Raw genomic sequence first — 21,207 nt, 5'->3', positions numbered from 1 at the left:
CGCTGCGTCAGGCTTCGATGATCACCTTGAGTGCGTGCGTCTCCGCTGCGTGCGCGAAGGTGTCGTAGGCTTGGAGCACATCGTCCAGCTTGAAACGGTGGGTGATCAGTCGCGCAGGATCCACCTGCCGGGACTGGACCGTTTTCAACAACATTGAAGTGGAGACGGTGTCGACCAGCCGCGTCGTGATCGCGATGTTCTGCGACCACAGCCGCTCCAGGTGCAACTCTGCTGAATGCCCATGCACGCCGATGTTGGCGATGATTCCGCCAGGCGCCACGATGTCCTGGCACAACACGAAGGTAGCTGGTATGCCCACCGCCTCGATCGACACGTCCACGCCGCGGCCCCCGGTCAGCGCGAGCACGGCCTCGGCCGCGCGGCCATCGCCGCTGTTCACCGTGTGGGTCGCGCCGAACCGGCTTGCCACCTCGAGGCGGGAATCGTCCAAGTCAACCAGGATGATCTGCGCGGGTGAGTAGAACTGTGCCGTGAGCAACGTGGCCAGGCCGATCGGCCCGGCACCCACGATGGCAACCGTGCTGCCTGGGGCGACCTTGCCGTTGAGCACGCCGCACTCGAAGCCGGTGGGCAAGATGTCGCTGAGCATGACAAGTGCCTCTTCGTCCGCCCCTCGCGGCACGGGGTACAGGCTGGTGTCGGCATGAGGAATGCGCACGTAGTCCGCCTGTGTGCCGTCGATCGTGTTGCCCAGTATCCAGCCGCCAGTGGTGCAGTGCGAATACATGCCGCGGCGGCAGTACTCGCACTTGCCGCAAGAGGAGATGCACGAAATCAGCACATGGTCACCCGTCTGGAATGCCGTGACGCCGGCGCCCACGCTCTCGACCACGCCTACGCCCTCGTGCCCGAGGATGCGCCCGGGCGTGCAACTCGGCACGTCTCCCTTGAGGATGTGCAGGTCGGTGCCGCAGATCGTGGTCTTGAGGATCCGGATGATCGCGTCGCCGGGCGCCTGCAGCACGGGCTTGGGACGATCTTCCAGGGACTTGAGGCCGGGGCCGTTGTAGACGAGTGCTTTCATGCCCTCACGGTAGGCCCGCTCGCCAAGCCCGGTGTTGCGCCAGCGCAAGGAATGCGAACAAGGCGTAGACCTCGATCCATGCGCGATTTGCGCCAGCGCAACCCAAGCGCCCGCGTTCGGGCAGAGCATGCCCGGGATGAACACGCTTCGATCCATTCTCGTCCATCTGGATGGCACGACCCGCGCCGAGGCGCGGCTACAACTCGCGCACGGACTCGCGGCCGCACACGGCGCTTCACTAACGGCGCTTTTCGCCGTCTCACCGCGCGTGCTGACAGTGCTGCCGATGATGGGCGGGCCACCTCCAATGCCTCTTGGCGGCGAGATCGATCCGGACCACCGCGAACGAGCGCTGGCCCTGTTCGAGCGCTTGCTGCTGCACCACCCCACCCGCTGCGACTGGCGGGAGATGCGCGGGGAGCCGGTGATCGAACGCTTCGTGCAGCGAGCGCTGACGTGCGACCTGATGGTGTTGGGCCAGCGCGACACGCGGGACGCAAGCGGTTTCGACGTGCCCGTGGACTTCATCGAGGCTGTAGTGCTCGCCAGCGGCAAGCCGGCATTGGTCGTTCCGCTGTCCGGCAGCGCCTCGCCGAAGCCCGAGAAGGTGTTGGTGGCGTGGCGCGCAACCCGCGAATCAGCGCATGCGCTGAGCGCCGCGCTTCCCTTGCTGCAGTCTGCAGAGGAAGTACACCTTGTCGCCGCCGCGGGCCCCGACGACCCGGTGCCTCCGATGCTCGCGCTGCGCATTTTTCTGCGCATGCATGGCATCGAGCGAATGCACGAGCACCGCACACTGCAGGAGAGGAATGCCGGAGAGGCGCTGCTGAGGCTGGCGACGCGGGTCGGCGCAGGCCTTCTCGTGATGGGGGCCTACGGCCACAGCCGCGCGCGCGAACTTGTCCTGGGCGGTGCGACCCGAACCGTGCTGGCAGACGCCACCGTGCCGGTTTGGATGGCGCACTGAGTGCAGACAGCGGGAGTAATGCGCAGCCTCCTTCCGGTCGCGCCACTCAGCCCGGGAACCGCCAGTTGCCGTCGTCCTGCCGACAAGCGCTGGCGAAGATCTTGTCGACGCGACCGCCCACCGAAGCTTCCAGGATGAACTCGCGGCAGGTACGCCCGCACTGCTCCGCGGCGAGGGTCGGCGTCAACGCGAAGCTGTCGCCAGTGGCCCGGTTGCGCCAACTCGCACTCTGGCCATCGCGTGTCGACTCCAATGCACGTGCCGCCTCGCGGCGGTCGGCCTCGTCCATGGCGCGGGCAGCGACGCTACCAAGGCCTGCCCCCGGGAAAGCACCGATGAGCGTGACCGAACGCTCTCGGCTGGCGCAGCCGACTTGCAGGACGGCAAGGCAGGTGAGCAAAAGGGTCAGTCCTCGCTTCATTCACGTCTCCCATGCGCCGAGATCATGTCTTGCGCCTGCGCGCAGCCGCTTTGCCTGCCGCTTTCGCAGTGCCATGGCGGCTTGCCGCTCTTCTGGCGCCCAACGCATCGTGAAGCGTGTGGAGCGCATCCTGAACCTCGCTGCGTCGCGACATCGGCGTGGCGCGAGCCCCGGGCGAGGGAACCGGGGACGCCGCCGGTGCAGACGGCGTCGGCTGCAATGCCGCATATACCGGCTGCGGGCGCGGCGCACGCAAAAGCGCATGCACCGGCGTCAGCGCGAGTGAGTGCCAGTCCTCGGCACGCATCACCTCATCGACCCCGGCGCGGGCCTGCGCGGCTTGGCCCTCCAGCACGTGGGCCCCCAAGCTTTCGAGCATCTCGAGCGTGTGCAGCCAGATGCTCCACTGCGCCTTGCAAAGTGCCAGGGGAAAGCTGAGGTCATTAGCCACGGTGAATCCTGGAAGAGGGTTGCAGATCGCCTGATGCTGGAACAGCACTGCCACGGGCTTGCGCGGCATCAAACTTGCGCGTGGCATCAGTGCGACATCAGCACCGGCAAGGTCATCCACTGGAGGATCGACAGGGTGGCCCCGCCCATTACCCATTCGCGCGCACGACTGTGGCCGTAGCAACCCATCACCATCAGGTCGGCACCCAGGTCGGCCCCCAGGGACAGGAGCTTGTTGCCCGCGTCTTCGTCGTTGTCGCCACCAGGATGCAGCGTGGCGTTCACAACGCCATGCGCGCGCAAGTAGTCCTGCAGCGCGTTCAGTGCGGCCTCGGCGTTGCGGCCATAGCTCACCGCATGCACGCGCGAGGCGGTGCGCAGCCAGGGCAACGCCGCACTCACGGCGCGCGCGGCTTCACGGCTCTCTTTCCAGGCCACCAGCACGTTGCGACCGATGGGCACAATCGTGCCCGCGTAAGGCAGCACGAGCGCTGGGCGTCCGCTCTGCACAAGAACGCTGGGCACGAAGTCACCGGGCAGCTCGCCGTCCATCGGGTCGTTGCGGTCGCGTTGTCCAAGCACCATCAGGTCGGCATACAGCGCGTGCCTCGCAAAGGACCAGGGGCCGTCGTTCTCAGGTTCGCACCAGTGCAGGCACGGCGCGCCCGCGGCTTGCGTCACGAAGGTGTCGTGCATCCTGTCACGTGCGGACTTGTCCACCTCCTGCATGATCGCCACCGCCTCGGCCGCCGCCTCGATGGCGAAGGGGTAGCGCGCGAGAGCAGACAAGGTGCAGGGCTGCGCCCTGACTTGCGCATCGAAGGCCTGAGCGACCTGTCGCGCCACGCGGATGCGTTCCACCGTGCGCGCCGAGCTGTCGAGGTGAAGCAGGATGGATCTCGGCATATCTGAATGCGTTAAGTTTTGCGTTTGCATGAGAGCTCCTTGACCGGGCGCACGCAAAGGCGCGGCGCAACTGCCTTGCACCTTAAGCTTTCCACCGCGCAGGGCCTTGCGCTGCGTCAACCTGTCGCGAACTCCGTCGGTCCTCGACGGCGGCGAGGCTTGATCGGGCGCAAGCCCGGTGCATAGCTGGAGGCCTAGCCTCGGGGTTCGACCCTCCTGCCCATGGTCATATTTCGTCCCGCCTTTTCGATGCCGCGAACCGCTTGCGCTTTGTTTCTCGCCTTTGCGCTGATCTTGGCAGGCTGCGCAGGGTCCACCCTGCGCGAAAGCACCGGGGAGTACGTGGACGACGCTGTTATCACCGCGCGCATCAAGGCCGATCTGCTCGCCTACAGGGAGGTGAGCACCATGCAAGTTCATGTGGAGACCTTCAAGGGCCGGGTGCAGCTCAGCGGCTTCGTCAAGTCTGGTCTGCAGCGCTTTGTCGCCGAATCCATCGCGCGTTCGACGAAAGGTGTGAATGGCGTCATCAACGACATCGAGTTGCGGTGACCCCCCGATTCGATGGCCCACCCCCGCCGGCTGCGGCATGGTGGCTGGGCGCACGTGCGGCTGACCCGAAAGGCGAATCATCCAAGGGCCTGACCCACGCGCAAGCAGCGGAGGCGCTTGCGCGCTGGGGACCCAACAGCTTGGAGCCGAGGGCGCGCCGCTCGCTGGCGCTGCAGTTTCTCGCACGCCTGCGCAATCCGCTGGTCTTGGTGCTGTTGGCAGCCAGTGCTATCTCGGCCGCCACCGGCGACGCGGCCAATGCCATCATCATCGCGCTGATGGTGCTGCTCAGCGTGATACTCGACTTCGTGCAGGAGCACCGCGCCGGCAGCGCCGCCAAGAAGCTGCGTGCCTCGGTGGCGCTGCAGGCCCGGGTTCTGCGCGACGGAGCGCAGCTTGAGCTTTCGGTAGCCGCCCTGGTCCCTGGCGACATCGTGCTCCTTTCGGCGGGCGACCGGGTGCCGGCCGATGCGCGATTGCTTCAGGCGCGCGACTTCTTCGTCAACCAGAGTCTGCTCACTGGCGAGTCCAGCCCCGTCGAGAAACAGGCCAGCGCACCGGCAGGGACCTCCACCGAACTGCAGGATGCGCTGAACGCGGTCTTCATGGGCAGCACAGTGGTCAGCGGCAGCGCCCAAGTGCTCGTGATGGCCACCGGCGCGCACACCGCCCTTGGCGAAGTGGCCCACAGCATCCAGACCGAGCCCGCGCCCACCGCGTTCGAGATGGGCATGCATCGCTTCGGGCTGATGATCGTTCGCCTCACGGCAGCGCTGGTGATGTTCGTGCTGCTGGTCAACTTGCTGTTGCAGCGCCCGCTGCTCGAATCCTTCTTATTCGCGGTGGCTCTTGCCGTCGGACTCACCCCGGAATTACTTCCCATGGTGGTGTCAGTCACCCTGTCGCGCGGCGCGATGCGTCTGGCCAAGCACCGCGTGATCGTCAAGCGGCTTGCTTCCATTCAGAATCTTGGTGCGATGGATGTCCTGTGCACGGACAAGACCGGCACCCTGACCGAGGCGCACATCAGCCTGGCGAAGTGCGCCGGCGCCGACGGCCGCGACAGCTCGCGCGTGCTGATGCTGGCCTGCCTCAACAGCACGTTCGAGAGCGGCTTGAAGAGTCCCCTGGACGAAGCCCTGCTCGCGCAGACGGTGGACACTGAAGGCTGGACAAAGATCGACGAAGTGCCCTTTGACTTCGAGCGCCGCCGTGTGTCGGTGCTGCTCACACGTGGCGACCAGCGCTGGCTGGTGTTGAAGGGCGCACCCGACGATGTGCTGTCGCTGTGCGATCGTTTCGAGCGCGACGAAGGTCGCACGTTCGCGCCGCTCGACGCAGACGCTTTGGCAGAGCAGCGCGAGCGCTGCCATGCGCTGGAACGCCAAGGCCTGCGCGTGCTGGGCGTGGCATGGCGCAATGTGCCCACCGAGCACGAGCATGCCGACGTGAGCGACGAGCGCGCGTTGGTGTTCGCAGGATTCGTCGCCTTCATCGATCCGCCAAAAGCCGGTGCCGGCGAGGCGATGGCGGCGCTGGCAGCCAGCGGTGTCAGCGTGAAGATCGTCAGCGGCGACAGCGAACTCGTGACACAGCACCTGTGCACGCTGCTGCGCATTCCCGTGAAGGGCATGCTCACCGGCCAGCAGATCGCTGGCATGGACGAGACCGCGCTGCGTGCGCGGGTGGCGCGCACAACCCTTTTTTGCCGCGTCAATCCGGCGCAGAAGAACCGCATCATCCTGGCGCTCCGCGCGCGCGGCCACGTGGTGGGCTACCTGGGCGACGGTATCAACGACGCGCCGGCACTTCGCTCGGCAGACGTGGGCCTGACGGTGGACAGCGCAGTCGACGTGGCACGCGAGGTGGCCGATATCGTCATGCTCGACCACGACCTCGCCGTGCTGCACGAAGGCGTGCTGGAAGGCCGACGCACCTTCGGCAACGTCATGAAGTACATCATGATGGGCACGAGTTCGAACTTCGGAAACATGCTGAGCATGGCCGGCGCATCGCTGTTCCTGCCCTTTTTGCCGATGCTGCCGGTGCAGATCCTGCTCAACAACGTGTTGTATGACCTGTCGCAGTCCGTCATCCCGCTGGACCGCGTCGATGCTGGCGACCTGCGCCGTCCACGCGCACTCGATATGAAATTCATCCGGCGCTACATGTGGCTTTTCGGCGCTCTAAGCTCGGCCTTCGATGGGCTGACCTTCTGGCTGCTTCTTCACGTGCTGCATACGACAGCGCCGCTGTTTCGCACCGCGTGGTTCGTCGAGTCGCTTGCTACGCAGGTCCTGGTGATCTTCGTAATCCGCACGCGCGGGCGCCCCTGGGCCAGCCGGCCAGGCCTCGCGCTCACCGTCGCCTCTTTGGCGGTGCTGGCAGTCGCCTTGCTTCTGCCGTTCACGCCGCTTGCGCGCTTCTTCGCCTTCGAGCCGCCGCCCGCCATCTTCTTTGCGTGGCTGACGGCCATGCTCGTAGGCTACCTGGCGCTTGCCGAGGTGGCCAAGCACCACTTCTACGCGCATGTGACAAAGTATGCGACGCGCAAGCCGGCTCCACATCCTGCCGCGCCAGTGCGCAGCCGCAAATCGATATCGTGACCCGCGCACGAAGACAGGAAAAGCGTTGCGCTGCATCAAGCGTTGCCGCGTCGTGCAGCCTATTCTGTATACGAAGCACTTTACGTCCTGCCTTGTCTGCGCCTTCGGCAGGCAACACGAAGGAGAGCCCCATGAACAACCTAGTTTCGCGCCTGCCACACGGTCACCAGGACGGGGCGCCGCACCATCGTCGCGGCCACCGCTGCAGAATCGAGCCCAACCCGCATGAGAGCGCTTGTCGTGTCCACGCCCTCATTGGCAAATGAAGTCGCGAAGGCGGCGACATCGAACAACGACGTGGCAGCCGTGTTTGACGAGATCGCGGACCTGCTCGAATTGCTCGGCGCCAGCATCTTCCGTGTCCGCGCCTATCGCAACGCCGCGCGCGGACTCGCCGGTCCAGGGCGCAGCGTGAGCGACATGGTGGCACGAGGCGAGGACCTTCAAGTCCTCCCGGGTATCGGCAACGACCTTGCGCATAGGATCGAAGAGATCGTACATTCAGGCGGTTGCGCATTGCTGGAACAGCTTCGAGCCCAGGTGCCGCCCGGGATCGTCGCGCTCCTGCGTATGCCCGGCATCGGTCCGCAGCGCGCGCGCATGTTGCAAAAGGGTCTCGGCATACGCACGCTGGCCGACCTGCGGTGCGCGGCGTCTGGCGGTCGCTTGGTCTCCATTCGCGGTATCGGGCTGAAGACGCAACAGCGCATTCAGGATGCTTTGGCTGCGCAACCGCAGGCCGAGCGGCGCTTCGCGCTGCCCATGGCTCTGCAGATGGCCGCGGCACGGCTCGCCACCCTCTTGAAGGAACCCGGCGTCTCAAAGGCTCTCAGCGCTGGAAGCTTGAGGCGCCGGCGCGACACCGTGGGTGACCTCGACCTGGTGGTGGCGGCTACGCCCGCCAACACCGTCACGCACCGCTTCGCGCAAGCCGAGGACGTGGCGAGCGTTATTGCCAAAGGGCCCACCCGCGCGAGCATCATGCTCACGAACGGCTTACAGATCGACCTGCGTGTCGTGGCTCCCGCGAGCTTCGGCGCCGCTCTGTTGTATTTCACCGGCTCCAAGGCCCACAACATCGCATTGCGTCGCCGCGCACAGGACGCAGGCCTCAAGCTCAACGAATATGGCTTGTTCCGCGCACGTCGCAGCATCGCGGGAAAAACCGAGGCTTCCGTTTACAAAGCCCTCGGACTGCCGTTCATTGAACCGGAACTTCGCGAGGACAGAGGGGAGATCGAGGCGGGTTTAGCCCATCAGTTGCCCTCGCTTGTGACCCTGGACGACCTGCGTGGCGATCTCCATGCCCGAACGAAAGGCAGCGACGGGCGAGACATGCTGGATGCAATGACTGCGGCGGCACGGGCGCGAGGCTGGCAATACATGGCCGCAACCGAACCTTCGCCTTGGATCGCGCCAGGTCACGGGGTGGACGCGGGCGCGCTGGCGCGACAGATCGATCGAATTGACGAGTTCAACGCCAGCGTCGATGGCTTCACGGTGCTCAAGGGCGTGGACGTCGAGATCCTCGAGGATGGTCGTCTTCAGCTGCCGCTCGAGCTGCTGCGGCGCCTCGACTTCGTCGTGGGCTCCATCCGCCAGGGCTTTGATCTCTCGCTTCCGCGGCAGACCGATCGCCTCCTGCGCGCGATGGATCATCCTTGCTTCAGTATCCTGGCACATCCGACTGGAAGAGTGATCGGGGTACGCGCGGCCTGCGCCATCGACATGCAGCGGGTCATCCGCCAAGCGAGGCAGAGGGGCTGCTTCATGGAACTCGACGCTGATCCGATGCGGTTGGACCTGGACGATGTCGCCTGCCGGATGGCTCGCGCGGAGGGCGTGCGCGTGAGCATCGCCTCGAACGCGCTCAGCGCACTTGATTTCGACAATCTGTCATTCGGCATTGGGCAGGCGCGCCGCGGCTGGCTGGAGCCCCGCGACGTGTTGAACGCCTGCAGTCTGGAGGCGCTGCGGCCCTTGTTGGCGACGACGATGGGCAAGCCCGAGCCACCCAAGTTGCCGGCGAGATCACCTGTCGGGGCCGCCATGCCCTTCGCATGAAGTCGCGCGCCCCCATTCAAGTGCCCCGGTGTGCCACACCCTCCAGCTCGAGCAGCCGCGTCCGCCGCTCGACCCACCAGGCCGGTACGTCTTGTCGCAGCACTTCAGTGTGTGAAGAAGTCGGGTGAAAACCGTGTGCGAATCGCACAACGAGCCGTCCTCCCGTGAGCGCCATCTCGGCGGATGCACCCAGCCAGTCTGCAGGCAAAGGCCGTACAGCAAAGGGGTTGTGAATCAGGACCGTGCCCTCGTTCCATGTCTCCCCGCAGGTTTCCCGGCAGCCCACCTCGTAGACATAGCTGGACGGCCCTGACGCATCACCGTCGTCTGCGATGCAGCTCCCATGCCGCAGCATTCGTCCCGCATCACCCGCGTGCCTTTCCAGCCCCTGCCGGTTGAACTTCGCGATCGTCGCGTCGTTGCAAAAAAAGATCCCGCTGACGTGTTCGGCTTCCGGCTGGCCGAAGAAACCATCGGGGAAGAGCTCGTCGACATCCTGAGAATGGCCCGAAGCGCCGAAGAGAAAGCGCAGCAGCGCCTCAGGCGGCGCGCCGGCTTCCAACTGAAGGTGGTCGAAGTCCTGAATGGCGATGACGAAGGGACGCCCGGCCGCTTGCGGAAGGCACCAAGGCTGGCGTTGCAATCGGCGAAACAGGCTGCCGCCCACGCCCGAAGCATGAGACTCAGTCTGCGCTGTCCGTAATCCGTCGCCTTGCGGTTCCAGGCAACTGGAAGGCACCCCAACCGTAAACGCATCAACGGATGCGGCTGTGCCGGCCTTGCTCAGAACGAAGGCGGGGTCACAATGACCCACGTCGACACGGTGGCCTGCGGCTCCAAAAAGCGCGAACAGAAATAGCCTGAAGAGTGCACCGTCGAAGTCACCCGACTGAAAACTCGCGGCGAATTCAGGCTGCACTCCTCGAAAGGCACTCGAATGCAACTCACACATGAGGCAACGCGCCGGTGCAAGGTCGGCGCATTGCCTCAACAGGCGAAACCGCGGATGCAGATGTTGTTCGGTCGACAGGCCCACGTCGAACAGGTCGCTCGATGCGGGCCGCGCAAGATCGCCGATTGCGGCGCACAAGGAGGGGGGGAGGGCCATCGAAGCTCCTTTCATGCTGCACGCGTCAGATCTCATGCGGCGTGCTCAGGAACAATTTAGCGGCATGCGACAACGACATGTTGCGATGGATCAAGATGCGCAGCGACCGCGTGCAAGTGCGGCGGATCTCCGCGTTGAGTCTGCGAGGCAGGGCACGCCCCTGCAACCACACTTACGCGGATCCTGAAACGGCCAGGAGCATCGACGCCATGCGCTTCGCCGAGATCAGAAAGATCGAGGTCGTGCGCGACTGGATCGCATCGAGCAAGTGCTCAGATGACGTGCAGGCCGTCTCTGCTGCATTTGCTGGGACCACGGCTGCGAGCTTTTTCCTGGAGCAGCGGTCGCGCAGACGATGGCCGAACACCGCCCGGATTGCTTGATCGCAGCGACACGGGACCGCAAGCCTGGATTGATATCCATCAAGGTTCGCAGCTGATCGCACCGCAGACTGCTGTGCACGATGCCTTTCATCGCGCGCGCAATCCTTGCACTTGTTCTTGCCCTCGTTCACGCAATGATTCTTGCGGGCCCGCCGCCCGTCACCGCGCTTCGCCTCGCCGCCTCGTTTGACGATCAGGTGGACCACCAACTGGTGCTTCCGATCGAAGAGGCAACATGCTACGGGGAGCGTGCACTGGAGGCACTGTCGAAGGAAGGCATCGTGCCTTGGCCCCAATACGTAGCGCTTGTAGACGGCAATCCCAACGTCCAAGCCATCGCCATCTTCTGGCTCGACAACGGTGCGCCCCCCTTCATCGTGGGCGCGGCTGCGGTTTCGACTGGTCGCGGTGGTGCCTTCGATCACTTCGAGACGCCGCTGGGCGTGTTCGCACTGCGCACCGACAACCCTGACTTCCGCGCCGAAGGCACACGCAACAAAACTAGGCGTCCGAGGTTATGGCGAGAAGGGAATGCGTGTGTACGACCTCGGTTGGCAGCAGGGTGCCCGTCTTTGGGGACCGGGCGGCTCCAGCGTGATGCGACTGCAGATGCATGCGACAGATCCGGCCCTGCTCGAGCGGCATTGGGCGGCGTGCAGTCCAAGGGCTGCGTCCGGATCCCGGCCACCCTGAATCGGCTGCTCGACCATTTTGGCGTGCTCGACGCCGACTATCTTGCCGCGGCGGCACAAGGCGTACCCATGTGGGCTCCACCAGCCGACCAGGAACCCGTTGAAGGTGCCGGACGCTACGTGATCATCGTCGACTCAGCGCGCGCCGTTCGTCCGAACTGGTCCCCCATTCCAGGACCGCACACCGCCGCTGTGCCACCTGCAATTGCGCCCCCACACTAAAGCTGACTTTGGCGAGCCGCCGACCGCATAAAGCATTGCATCCCGTCGAACTTCTACGCCCGGTTGCGATCCTGCCCAGGCAATGTGCGCCAGCACGTCCACACGTCGGTGGCATGAAGAGATACGCTTGAATCCGCGCCGACTCCCGTTCGCCTAACGCGTGTCATCGTCGGACATTGGAGGTCTGCGTCGACCGCGCGCCCCGCTGAAGGGCCGGCGCTACGCCAATGCCGGATGCAGCCTGCCAGGCGTACGCATCGCGGGAAACGACGCCGTTGTGCCATCGCCACTTGGTGCGCAGCGTGCAACGCCGCTCTGGCCTCATCGGGCGGCTGGCCGCAGACCTGATTGAGATCGGTATGCATCGAAGACGTGGTCTCGACTGTTGAAGCTGGCGAGCATCGCGTACTGCGGCCGCACCACGACGATCGCCGCGCCGCCAAGAATGGCCTGGCCCGCGCAGACGTGGTTCGCCGTCGGGCGCTGCGAGCATAGCCCGCTGCTGACGCCCGCTCGCCGTAGGGCAAGGCGGGGCGCATGCGCCGGGTCTAGGCCCACGCTAGGCTTCCTTGTCTTTCTTGCCCGCCCGACCCTTGGCTGACTTGCCCGGCTTCTTCTTCCTGCCCTCCTTCGCAGCCCCGCGCGCCTCGACCTGCTGCCGGTTCGCGCCATGAAGCAGAGACTTCCTGATGCGTCCGGTGTCGGCCTCGTCGCGTGCGAAGCTGATCACCCGGTACACCGCGTGCGCGCCTGCGCCGATGCCGACGTTGCTGATGACCGTATCGTTCTCTCCCTCGAAATCGGGCGCCTCGTCCTCAAGCCAGTCGTGATTCTCTAGGGATGTCTCGATACGACATTCACGCGACACGACAATGCCAAGCTTGCGCAGGAATTCGCGCGGGCGCCCGAGGTAGGCGCGGAACTCCGCGGGCGTGCAGGCCCAGAAGTGAATCTGGAAAGGTTCGTCCCGAATGACTTCGGAGCGGGCGGACAGGTCAACGATGCTGCGGGGCATGCGGAACTCCGGTAAGTGTGAATGGACTCCTGGCACCGAGCCTAGGCGGGGGGCCCCGCATGCGTCTTGCGCGGCATCAAGCGAATCGGACATCGGCGCGGAACTGGCGCGCCCCTTGACGCCGCTCAAGGTCCGCAGCGAGCCTACAGGCAGACTCCGACGCACACGCCGCACACACAAACGCACGCACGCACGCACGCACGCACGCACGGCGACCACCATCGAGGAGCCCCTGTGAGCGACAAGGAACACAACGAGATCGACCAAGCACTGCACGCCGCCTGGGGTCGGCTCACCGGCGGCATGTCGCCGGCGGCCCTGATCCTGGCGTGGTCCGACTGGGCCGTTCATTTCGCCAGCCAGCCGGGTCGCGGCGCGATGTTCCCGCGACGTCTTGCCCTGCCCGGCGCGCAGCCTGCCGCGCACCCCCCACGGCTGGGCGCGCCAGACTGGGCCGGCTGGCCGTTCAGTGCCTACCGGCAGTCCTTCGAAGCCGCCAGCTGTTCAACTGCCGAGCTGGTGCACGGCGTCCCGGGCGTGGCCCGGCACCACGAGCAACTGATGGGGTTCATGGCACGGCAATGGCTGGAGATGGTGTCGCCTGCCAACAGCCCTGTAATGAATCCGAAGGTGCTGCAAGCGACCGCTGCCACGGGCGGTTTCAACATGGTCGCTGGTGCGGCCCATTGGATGGAGGACCTGCGCCGCCGTGCTCTCGACCTCCCACCGGTCGGTGCAGAGGCATTCCGGCCAGGGCACGAAGTGGCGCTTACGCTGGGCAAGGTCATCCTGCGCAACGCGCTTATCGAACTCATCCAGTACGCGCCCGCCACAACTACCGTGCGCGCTGAACCGGTGCTGGTGGTGAGCGCATGGATCATGAAGTACTACGTGCTCGACCTGTCGCCGCACAATTCGCTGATCCGCTACCTCGTGGAACGCGGCCACACGGTGTTTGCGATCTCATGGAAGAACCCTGGCGCCGAAGATGCTCAGTTGGGCATGGACGACTACCTGGGGCTGGGCATTCGCGCGAGCCTCGACGCCATCGACGCCGTACTTCCGCAACGCCGCGTGCATGCCGTGGGCTACTGCCTGGGCGGCACGCTGATGGCGATCGCCGCGGCGGCCATGGCGCGCGACCATGACGACCGGCTCGGCTCGCTCTCTCTGTTGGCAGCACAGACCGACTTCACGGAGCCCGGCGAGATCGGCCTGTTCATCGACGAGAGCCAGCTCGCCTTCCTCGAGGACGTGATGTCTCGCCAAGGCTTCCTGGACGCGACGCAGATGGCGGCGGCTTTTCAAGCGCTGCGCCCCGGCGAGCTCTTGTGGGAACCCATGGTGAGCAGCTACCTGCTCGGCGAGCGTGCGTCCATGACCGACCTGATGGCATGGAATGCCGACGGCACGCGTATGCCCTACCGAATGCATGCCGACTACCTGCGCAGCCTGTTCATGGACAATGCACTGGCCGAGGGGCATTTCCTGGTCGATGGTCGGCCCGTGTCGCTGAACGATATCGAGCTGCCGGTGTTCCTGCTGGGGACCCGTACCGATCACGTGGCGCCCTGGCGCTCGGTCTACAAGTTCAACCTGCTGTGCGACGCCGACGTGAGCTTCGTGCTCACCGAAGGCGGCCACAACGCGGGCATCCTCAGCGAGCCGGGACACGCGCACCGCAGCCACCGTGTATTCCACCACCGCAGGAACGGTGCCTATGTCGCGCCAGACGAATTTCTTCGGCTATCGCGCGAAGTCGAAGGTTCATGGTGGCCGGGCTTCGAGCAATGGCTGGCCACACATTCGGGGCCTCGGCGCCGTCCGCCTGGGATGGGAGCGCCGCAGCGTGGCCTGCCGCCGCTGTGCGATGCGCCGGGCACCTATGTGATGACACGCTGAGGCCGGCAACCTCAGCGGGCCGAAGCGATCACGCGCTTGATCTTGCCGCTGCGTCCGCAGCGCACACTCTCACCGTAGCGTGGAAGCACCCGCACACCTTTGGCGCCCTGTCCCGCCAGAAATGCTTCGAGCAACGTACATGCGCGCGTTAGCACGCGCGCGGCCTCAGGGCCGTGCATTCCCGACTTCAGCAGCAGTACGCGCGGTCCCTGCTGCTGCAACTGGAAGTCGAACAGCCCGGCTTCCTCCTCCAACACCGTGCTCACCGCCAACGGTACCACTGACACCTTTGGCATGCCGGGGGCGCCCGACAGTTCAAGCATGTCGTCGTCGCGGCCGTTCACCTCGATGACCGGCAGATGGGAGCCACAAACACAGCTCGTGGCGAGCAGCCGGACTCGGTCGCCCAGGTCGTAGCGGATCAGCGGCTGCACATGGTTTGCGAGGTTGGTGAGCAGCGTCGTGGCGCCAGCATGGCCGGGCGCCACCGCACGGCCGTGCCGATCGACCGGCTCGAGGATTGCCCAGTCGCTGCTGAGGTGCATCTTGCCGAAATGACATTCGAACGCGAGTGAAAGAAATTCCGAGGCACCATAGCTGTTCGCCACCGGGCAGGCAAACACCTCGCGTACCAGCGTGCGAGCGGCCGGCGACAAGGCCTCGCCCCCGGTCCAGACCTCGCGCGGTGCCGCGCGAAGACGACCGTCGCGATGCTCCTGGGCCAGCAGGACCGCCGCGCTTGGGTACGTGGCAATCACCGTAGGCGCAAAAGCGTCGAGTTCCGCGCACAGGTCGCCCAGCGGTTGAAGGAACGACATGCCGCGGAGCCGCCCGGCCAGCCCCGGTTGCAACCGCCGCAGCCGCTCGATCGACACGGTACTGGCAAAGTGTCCTTCTGTCGCACCGACGAATGCGATCCGCTCGCCCAGGCTCCATGGATCGACAAGTCGCTCGAGGGGTCGCAGGTTCGGGCGCCGCAGCGCCTCCAGTGCGTCGTACACCGCCATGGCGTGCGCGTCCTGCACGAAGACGGCGGGCTCGCCCGTGCTGCCAGAACTTTCCCATACGACGTATCGCCCGAGATAGTCCTGCCCAATATTCACCGGGTCGGCGATGAAATGGCGCAACGCCGCAAGCGAGAGCGCCGGGTCGACCACCCAGGCGTCGAAGTCCCTCATCAAATCGGCCTTGCGGGAGACCGGCAGGTCGTGCAGCCCTACGGTTGCCGGATCGCGTCCGTCGAGCAGCCGCAGCCAGCGCGGCGAATGCCGAGACACGACCTCCAGCAAAGCCGCCAACCGCTGCGCGCGCAAGGCGGCAAGGGATTCGGGCGAAGCTTGCGTGGCCAATGAGACCTCGGCTGCGACCACATAGGCCTGCCATGGATCGAATGTGGGGGGCATGTCGAGATGAGTGGAAGCATCAAGGAAAGGCGCGGGTGCGCCCCAGCCCCGAGCTTGCGCCCGCATCCCGGCCACAGGTTGACCTGCATCAATGCCGGAGCTGCCGCCCTCTCCCACGATAAGACGACATTTGCGGAGCTACTCTTGACCATTCGTCATCTTGATCGCATGCTGTCCCCTGCGTCCGTCGCCGTATTCGGCGCCTCCACCCGCCCCGGCAGCGTCGGGGCCACCGTGTGGCGCAATCTTCTAGCGGGCGGCTTCAAGGGCCCCCTATACGGTGTGAACCCGAAGCACCGCGCACTGGACGGCATCGCGATGCACCGCGATGCCGCGCACCTGCCCGCGGCGCCCGAACTCGCGCTGATCTGTACGCCGCCGACCACCGTGGCAGGCTTGGTGGCCGAACTCGGCGCACTCGGCACACGCGCCGTCGTGATCGTCACGGCGGGGCTGAATCCCACGCAGAAGCAGGCAACACTGGACGCGGCGCGCCCTTTCACGCTGCGGCTGCTGGGGCCCGACTGCCTAGGGCTGCTCAGCCCTCATATCGGATTGAACGCGAGCTTTGCGCACACCGACGCGCTGCCGGGCGACATCGCCTTCGTCTCGCAATCGGGCGCGCTGGTGACGGCCATGCTCGACTGGACACGCAGTCGCGGACTCGGTATGTCACACCTTGTTTCGCTGGGCGAGCATTGCGATGTCGACTTGGGCGACCTGCTCGACTACTTGGCCAGCGATGCGCGCACGCGTTCGATCCTGCTGTACGTCGAGTCGATCGAGTCGCCGCGCAAGTTCATGTCGGCCGCACGGGCGGCGGCGCGCAACAAGCCAGTGATCGTGGTGAAGGCCGGACGCGCCGGCCACGGCGTGAAGGCTGCTGCATCGCACACCGGCTCCGACACCGTGTACGACGCAGCGATCCGCCGCGCCGGCATGCTGCGTGTGGACACGTTGCAAGAGCTGTTCCTCGCCGCGCAGACCTTGTCACGTTTTCGCGGCAACGGACACAGCACGCTCACCGTGATGACCAACGGCGGCGGCGCTGGCGTTATGGCGGCCGATGCGGCCGCGCGCGAAGGCGTGACGCTGGCCGACCCGGGCCCGCGACTTCTCGAACGCCTCGATGGGCTGCTGCCGCCCACCTGGTCGCACGCCAACCCCGTGGACATCATCGGCGATGCGCCGGTCGCACGCTATGCCGAGACCCTTGCTACATTGCTGGCCGATCCGTCGGCAGGCGCCGTGCTCTTCATGCATGCGCCGACCGCCATCGTGCACAGCGAGGCCATCGCGCGTGCCTGCTTGTCGCTCGCGCACAGCCACGCCGGTCGCGTGATGAGCGCCTGGCTGGGCGAGGCATCTGTGGCGCAGGCACGCAAACTGTTCGCGGACGCGGGTGTGGCGGACTACGCCACGCCCGAAGAGGCGGTGCACGCCTTCGCGATGCTGCAGACCTACCGACGCAACCAGGACGCGTTGATGCAGACGCCGCAGGCCAGCCGCAACGCGGTGCCCGACACCGCCAGCACGCGCACAGCGCTGGACGCCGCCTTGGCCGAAGGCCGCGAGTGGCTGGGCGAGCAAGAGGCCAAGGCGCTGCTGCAGGCCTACGGCATCGAGGTAGTGCCCACGCAAGCCACGGCGCCCACGCCCGAGGCGGCGGTCGAGGCCGCGCGCGGCATGCCCTTCCCGGTGACCCTGAAGATCCTGTCGCGCGACATCACTCACAAGTCGGACGTGGGTGGCGTACGACTGGGGCTGAACGACCACGCCGCGCTGGCCGCCGCTGCGCTCGATATGCTGGACGCGGTTCGCACCGCTGCGCCGCTTGCGCACATCGACGGCTTCACGGTGCAGCCGACCGTGCGCAGGCCGCATGCGCAGGAACTCATCGTGGGCGCAAGCATTGACTGCGTCTTCGGCCCGGTGATCCTTTTCGGCCAGGGCGGCACCGCAGTCGAGGTCACCGGCGACACGGTCGTGGCGCTGCCGCCGCTGAACCGTGCACTGGCACACGAGCTGGTGTCACGCACGCGCGTCGCCCGCCTGCTGGCGGGCTTTCGCGACCACCCACCGGCGCGGCTGGACGCTCTCTACGACGTACTGGTGGCGGTGTCGCAGATGCTGGCCGATCTGCCGCAACTTGCAGAGCTTGACATCAACCCGCTGTGGGTCGACGAAGACGGTGCGATCGCGCTCGACGCGCGCGTGCGGGTCTCGCGCACGCCGGTGGCCGGGGCCGAACGCTTCGCCATCCTGCCCTACCCGGGGCAATGGGTGCGCGCCGAGGTGTGGAAAGGCCGCTCGATTGTCGTCAGGCCGATCCGCCCCGAAGACGAACCCCAGCACCGGCGCTTTCTTGAATCGCTGGATGCGCAGGACCTGCGCTTGCGGTTCTTCTCCGTGCGCAAGGAGCTCCCGCGCAGCGAACTCGCACGGTTGACCCAGATCGACTACGACCGCGAGATGGCCTTCATCGCCGAGGCCAGCGATGCACAAGGCCAGCGCGAGACGCTGGGCGTAGCGCGCACGGTGAGCGACCCTGACAATCTCGAGGCCGAGTTTGCGATCGTCGTGCGCTCCGACCTCAAAGGCGCGGGTCTTGGCCGGCTGTTGTTCGAGCGGCTGATTGACCATGCGAGCCACCGCGGCATCACGCGGCTCGTGGGCTACGTGCTGCGCGAGAACGACCGCATGCTGAAACTGTGCAAGACGATGGGCTTCAGTGCCGACCCAGCAGAGCCGCCCACGTCCGGCCTGCGGCGGATGGTGCTGGAACTGAAGACGCCGGCAACCACGGCGCCTTCGTCGGCATGACGCCGATGTTGATGCGACCATCGCTGGCGCCCATTCAGAGGACTCTCTCGCACTCGCAGCCAGGCGCCTGCCGAAGGCACTACACGCCACGAGCGTCGAAGACGGTGCGATCGCCTTTTCGAACTGTTCGCCCAAAGCCCGCAGCTCGGATTTGAGCGTTGCGCTCGCTAGCGCGAGGCCCGCACCCCTCGCGTTCCCGGCCTCGCCGCGCGAGCGTCTCGAGTCTTTGCGCCAACCGCGCACGGCTTTCCTGAGCTCACCCAGGAGCTTAGTGGCGCCAGCGTAGTTGGCCGCCTGTTCGGTACCACCAGCGCACGCCGCCAGCTCGTCGATATGTTTCAAATGAGCGTCCGATGCCAGGATGCGCTGCTCAGCCAAGCTGTCGATGGTCTGCATGAAGTGCTCCTGTGATTGCAGCCGCAATGGCCACAGATTGCGTGCCAATCATCACAGGGTGGACCGAGCCGCAGGCGGGCGCGTGATGCAGATCAACGGATGCAAGGCGAGGCAAATGACCTTGCGCAGAGGTAGTGCACCTGTTGCACGTACCTCAATGGCCGAACAGTGACGGACTGCGCAGGCACAAGGCGGCAAGCCGCAGCAAAGTCAACGCGGCCCCGCCGGTTCCATTCGCATCGTGCCATCCGCCGATAGCGCCGGAACCGAGGACCTGAGCGCGCCGGTCGTGTTCTTCGGTGTGAAGCCGTAGAAGCGGCCATTGAGGTAGCGCGCAACCTCGACGATGTCTTCGTCGCGCCAGCCGAGCGAGGCGGCTTGCTGCCAGCGGCGCACCTGCACCTCGAGACTGTCCCAGTCGTTCACGAGCTTTCTGCCGCGCCAATGCATCTTCTCAGTGTGGCACGCGACGCAATTGGTGTTGTAGAGCAACTCGCCGCGGGACTGGGACCGCGACTGAGCTTGCGCCGGCCCACTGCACAGCAGCGCGACGCTGGCCAGTGCCGCAGCCAGGGCGGGCGCGCACCGCACAAGCCGGTCCGCCAAGGGGAAGGAGATAGGGCCCATCGGAAACTCCTGTGATTGACCGTGACGGTCGAGGCACGATCGTGCGCGCTGGCATCGACCGCGCTTTGATCCAGCGCAACCGGCGCCCTCACGCGCAGCCTACAGTGGCATGCCAATCCACTCCTGGAGCCTGTCCATGAACAACGCACTGTCCCGCCTAGACCGTATTGAAAACCTCTTTCCCGAAGTGCTTCGCCGCTGGTCGCGGCCGATGCAGATGCTCGACGACTCGGAGCTGCCGGGCGACATCCGCGTCGACATCACCGAAAGCGACAAGGAATACCTGATCACGGCCGAGATCCCCGGCGCGAAGAAGGAAGACGTGCGCGTGACGATCGATGGCAGCTATGTTTCGATCTCCGCCGAAGTGAAGAAGGAGCAGGAGAAAAAACATGGCCGATCCCTCGTGCGGGAGACCTACCGCGGCAGCGTGTCGCGTGGCTTCTCGCTTGCCAGCGAGGTAGATGACAAGAACGCGGTCGCCAAGCTGGAGGACGGTGTCCTGCGCCTGACGCTTCCCAAGCGCGAAGGCGGGGCACACCACGTACTGAAAATTCAATAGCGTCGGCCGAGCGCGACGCGCCGATGACGCGGCTCCTTGGGGATCGCTTCGGCATCGTTCGAAAAGGACTCCCCAAATGCTGTCAGCGTATATTTCCCATCCGGAATGCGCCCGGCACGACATGGGCGCGGGCCACCCCGAGTGCCCCGAACGCATCGCCGCCGTTCATGACCGATTGCTGGTCACCGGACTGCTCGACTGCATGTCGATCCACGAGGCACCAGCGGCCACGCAGACACAGCTTGCCCGGGCGCACACGCTGGCCTACGTGCGCGAACTGAGCGCCGCGGCGCCCACCGAGGGTCACCGCTTCGTGGATCCCGACACCCTGATGAACGCCCACACCCTGCAAGCCGCGCTGCGCGCTGCGGGTGCGGCGGTGATGGCCACCGACCTTGTGCTGGCCGGCAAAGCGGCGGCAGCCTTCTGCAATGTGCGCCCTCCCGGACACCATGCCACACGCAATGCGGCAATGGGATTCTGCTTCTTCAACAACGTCGCCGTCGGCATCCGGCATGCGCTGGACGTCCATGGCCTGACACGGGTGGCACTGATCGACTTCGACGTGCATCACGGCAATGGCAGCGCCGACATCCTTCGCGACGACGCGCGCGTTTTGATGTGCTCGATCTTCGAGAAGGGCCTGTACCCCTTCGCGCCTTTCAGGGGTGAGGACGACCGTGGTCCGCGCATGGTCAATGTCGGCCTGGCCACGCGCTCGGGCAGGCAGGCGTTTCGCGAGGCCGTGGTCCACCAGTGGCTGCCTGCGCTCGACGCCTTCGCGCCGCAGCTCGTGTACGTATCCGCAGGCTTCGACGGCCATCGGGAAGACGACATGGGCAACCTCGGACTGACGGAAAGCGACTACGCCTGGGTCACGCGCCAGGTCATGGACGTGACGCAGCGGCACTGCGACGGCCGCGTCGTGTCCTGCCTGGAGGGCGGCTATGCGTTGAGCGCCTTGGCGCGCAGTGCCGCGGCGCATGTCAAGGTGCTGATAGGCGTGGACTGAACTGCCCGGGGGTCAGTCTCGGCCGGCCGAACCGGGCTCATGCGGGGCGTG

At 65.8% G+C, this 21,207-nt stretch carries 18 protein-coding genes; 10 read left to right on the top strand and 8 right to left on the bottom strand.

Going from position 1 to position 21,207, the window contains the following annotated elements; translation table 11 throughout:
• Positions 1-7: 7 nt before the first annotated feature.
• On the bottom strand, positions 8-1,045 hold the full coding sequence (locus tag BM013_RS35485) for a zinc-dependent alcohol dehydrogenase family protein (RefSeq protein ID WP_093134205.1): 1,038 nt from the start codon (positions 1,043-1,045) through the stop codon (positions 8-10).
• Positions 1,046-1,181: 136 nt separating this feature from the next.
• On the opposite strand from BM013_RS35485, the gene BM013_RS35480 reads away from it, so the two are divergent.
• Positions 1,182-2,012 carry a universal stress protein gene (locus BM013_RS35480; protein ID WP_093134202.1) on the top strand — a complete coding sequence of 277 codons (831 nt, stop codon included), beginning with the start codon at positions 1,182-1,184 and terminating at the stop codon, positions 2,010-2,012.
• 46 nt (positions 2,013-2,058) lie between these two features.
• Here BM013_RS35480 and BM013_RS35475 read toward each other — a convergent pair whose 3' ends face one another.
• From BM013_RS35475 to BM013_RS35465, 3 genes are read right to left on the bottom strand one after another with little or no spacing between them, the layout of a single operon-like run.
• Complete coding sequence (locus BM013_RS35475; RefSeq protein WP_093134130.1) at positions 2,059-2,433, bottom strand: RT0821/Lpp0805 family surface protein; 375 nt, start codon at positions 2,431-2,433, stop codon at positions 2,059-2,061.
• A 22-nt stretch (positions 2,434-2,455) separates the two neighbouring features.
• On the bottom strand, positions 2,456-3,004 hold the full coding sequence (locus BM013_RS35470; protein WP_143098450.1) for a hypothetical protein: 549 nt from the start codon (positions 3,002-3,004) through the stop codon (positions 2,456-2,458).
• A complete protein-coding gene (locus tag BM013_RS35465; RefSeq protein ID WP_093134125.1) occupies positions 2,971-3,789 on the bottom strand; it encodes a universal stress protein in 819 nt (272 codons plus the stop codon). Before BM013_RS35465 ends, BM013_RS35470 begins: the two co-directional genes overlap by 34 nt.
• Positions 3,790-4,011: 222 nt before the next feature.
• Between BM013_RS35465 and BM013_RS35460 the strand changes: the two genes are divergently transcribed.
• From BM013_RS35460 to BM013_RS35450, 3 genes are all read left to right on the top strand, one after another.
• A complete protein-coding gene (locus tag BM013_RS35460; protein ID WP_256221840.1) occupies positions 4,012-4,341 on the top strand; it encodes a BON domain-containing protein in 330 nt (109 codons plus the stop codon).
• A complete protein-coding gene (gene mgtA, locus BM013_RS35455) occupies positions 4,338-6,947 on the top strand; it encodes a magnesium-translocating P-type ATPase (protein ID WP_093134122.1) in 2,610 nt (869 codons plus the stop codon). The genes BM013_RS35460 and mgtA overlap by 4 nt, the downstream gene beginning before the upstream one ends.
• A 225-nt stretch (positions 6,948-7,172) precedes the next feature.
• Positions 7,173-9,011 carry a helix-hairpin-helix domain-containing protein gene (locus BM013_RS35450; RefSeq protein WP_093134119.1) on the top strand — a complete coding sequence of 613 codons (1,839 nt, stop codon included), beginning with the start codon at positions 7,173-7,175 and terminating at the stop codon, positions 9,009-9,011.
• A gap of 16 nt (positions 9,012-9,027) precedes the next feature.
• On the opposite strand, the gene BM013_RS35445 is transcribed toward BM013_RS35450, so the two are convergent.
• Positions 9,028-10,119: a hypothetical protein gene (locus BM013_RS35445; protein WP_093134117.1), complete on the bottom strand. Its 1,092-nt coding sequence runs from the start codon at positions 10,117-10,119 to the stop codon at positions 9,028-9,030.
• A 77-nt stretch (positions 10,120-10,196) separates the two neighbouring features.
• On the opposite strand from BM013_RS35445, the gene BM013_RS35440 reads away from it, so the two are divergent.
• Complete coding sequence (locus tag BM013_RS35440) at positions 10,197-10,502, top strand: hypothetical protein (RefSeq protein WP_093134114.1); 306 nt, start codon at positions 10,197-10,199, stop codon at positions 10,500-10,502.
• An 80-nt stretch (positions 10,503-10,582) separates the two neighbouring features.
• Positions 10,583-11,416: a murein L,D-transpeptidase gene (locus BM013_RS35435; RefSeq protein WP_256221839.1), complete on the top strand. Its 834-nt coding sequence runs from the start codon at positions 10,583-10,585 to the stop codon at positions 11,414-11,416.
• Positions 11,417-11,975: 559 nt separating this feature from the next.
• Here BM013_RS35435 and BM013_RS35430 read toward each other — a convergent pair.
• Positions 11,976-12,431: a hypothetical protein gene (locus BM013_RS35430; RefSeq protein ID WP_093134112.1), complete on the bottom strand. Its 456-nt coding sequence runs from the start codon at positions 12,429-12,431 to the stop codon at positions 11,976-11,978.
• 234 nt (positions 12,432-12,665) lie between these two features.
• Between BM013_RS35430 and BM013_RS35425 the strand changes: the two genes are divergently transcribed.
• Positions 12,666-14,333, top strand: coding sequence for a PHA/PHB synthase family protein (locus tag BM013_RS35425; RefSeq protein WP_256221838.1), 1,668 nt, complete (start codon positions 12,666-12,668; stop codon positions 14,331-14,333).
• Between the two features lie 11 nt (positions 14,334-14,344).
• Here the strand turns inward: BM013_RS35425 and BM013_RS35420 are convergent, their stop codons facing one another.
• The gene (locus BM013_RS35420) at positions 14,345-15,736 is read right to left on the bottom strand and encodes an AMP-binding protein (RefSeq protein WP_177225658.1); all 1,392 of its coding nucleotides are present in this window, start codon (positions 15,734-15,736) and stop codon (positions 14,345-14,347) included.
• A gap of 144 nt (positions 15,737-15,880) precedes the next feature.
• Here BM013_RS35420 and BM013_RS35415 point away from each other — a divergent pair, with 144 nt between their 5' ends.
• Complete coding sequence (locus BM013_RS35415) at positions 15,881-18,559, top strand: bifunctional acetate--CoA ligase family protein/GNAT family N-acetyltransferase (RefSeq protein WP_093134105.1); 2,679 nt, start codon at positions 15,881-15,883, stop codon at positions 18,557-18,559.
• Between the two features lie 606 nt (positions 18,560-19,165).
• Here the strand turns inward: BM013_RS35415 and BM013_RS35410 are convergent.
• Entirely contained in the window at positions 19,166-19,582 is a 417-nt protein-coding gene (locus tag BM013_RS35410; protein ID WP_093134104.1) for a c-type cytochrome, read from the bottom strand.
• Between the two features lie 136 nt (positions 19,583-19,718).
• On the opposite strand from BM013_RS35410, the gene BM013_RS35405 reads away from it, so the two are divergent.
• Both BM013_RS35405 and BM013_RS35400 read left to right on the top strand, forming a co-directional pair.
• Entirely contained in the window at positions 19,719-20,144 is a 426-nt protein-coding gene (locus BM013_RS35405; protein ID WP_093134102.1) for an Hsp20/alpha crystallin family protein, read from the top strand.
• A gap of 76 nt (positions 20,145-20,220) precedes the next feature.
• Entirely contained in the window at positions 20,221-21,156 is a 936-nt protein-coding gene (locus BM013_RS35400; protein WP_093134099.1) for a histone deacetylase family protein, read from the top strand.
• Positions 21,157-21,207 lie beyond the last annotated feature (51 nt).

This window comes from Variovorax sp. OK605 (assembly GCF_900115445.1).
Classification (GTDB): Bacteria; Pseudomonadota; Gammaproteobacteria; order Burkholderiales; family Burkholderiaceae_C; genus Variovorax.
Note: the sequence above shows the minus strand (reverse complement) of the source record. Positions and strands in the feature narration are given on the sequence as shown.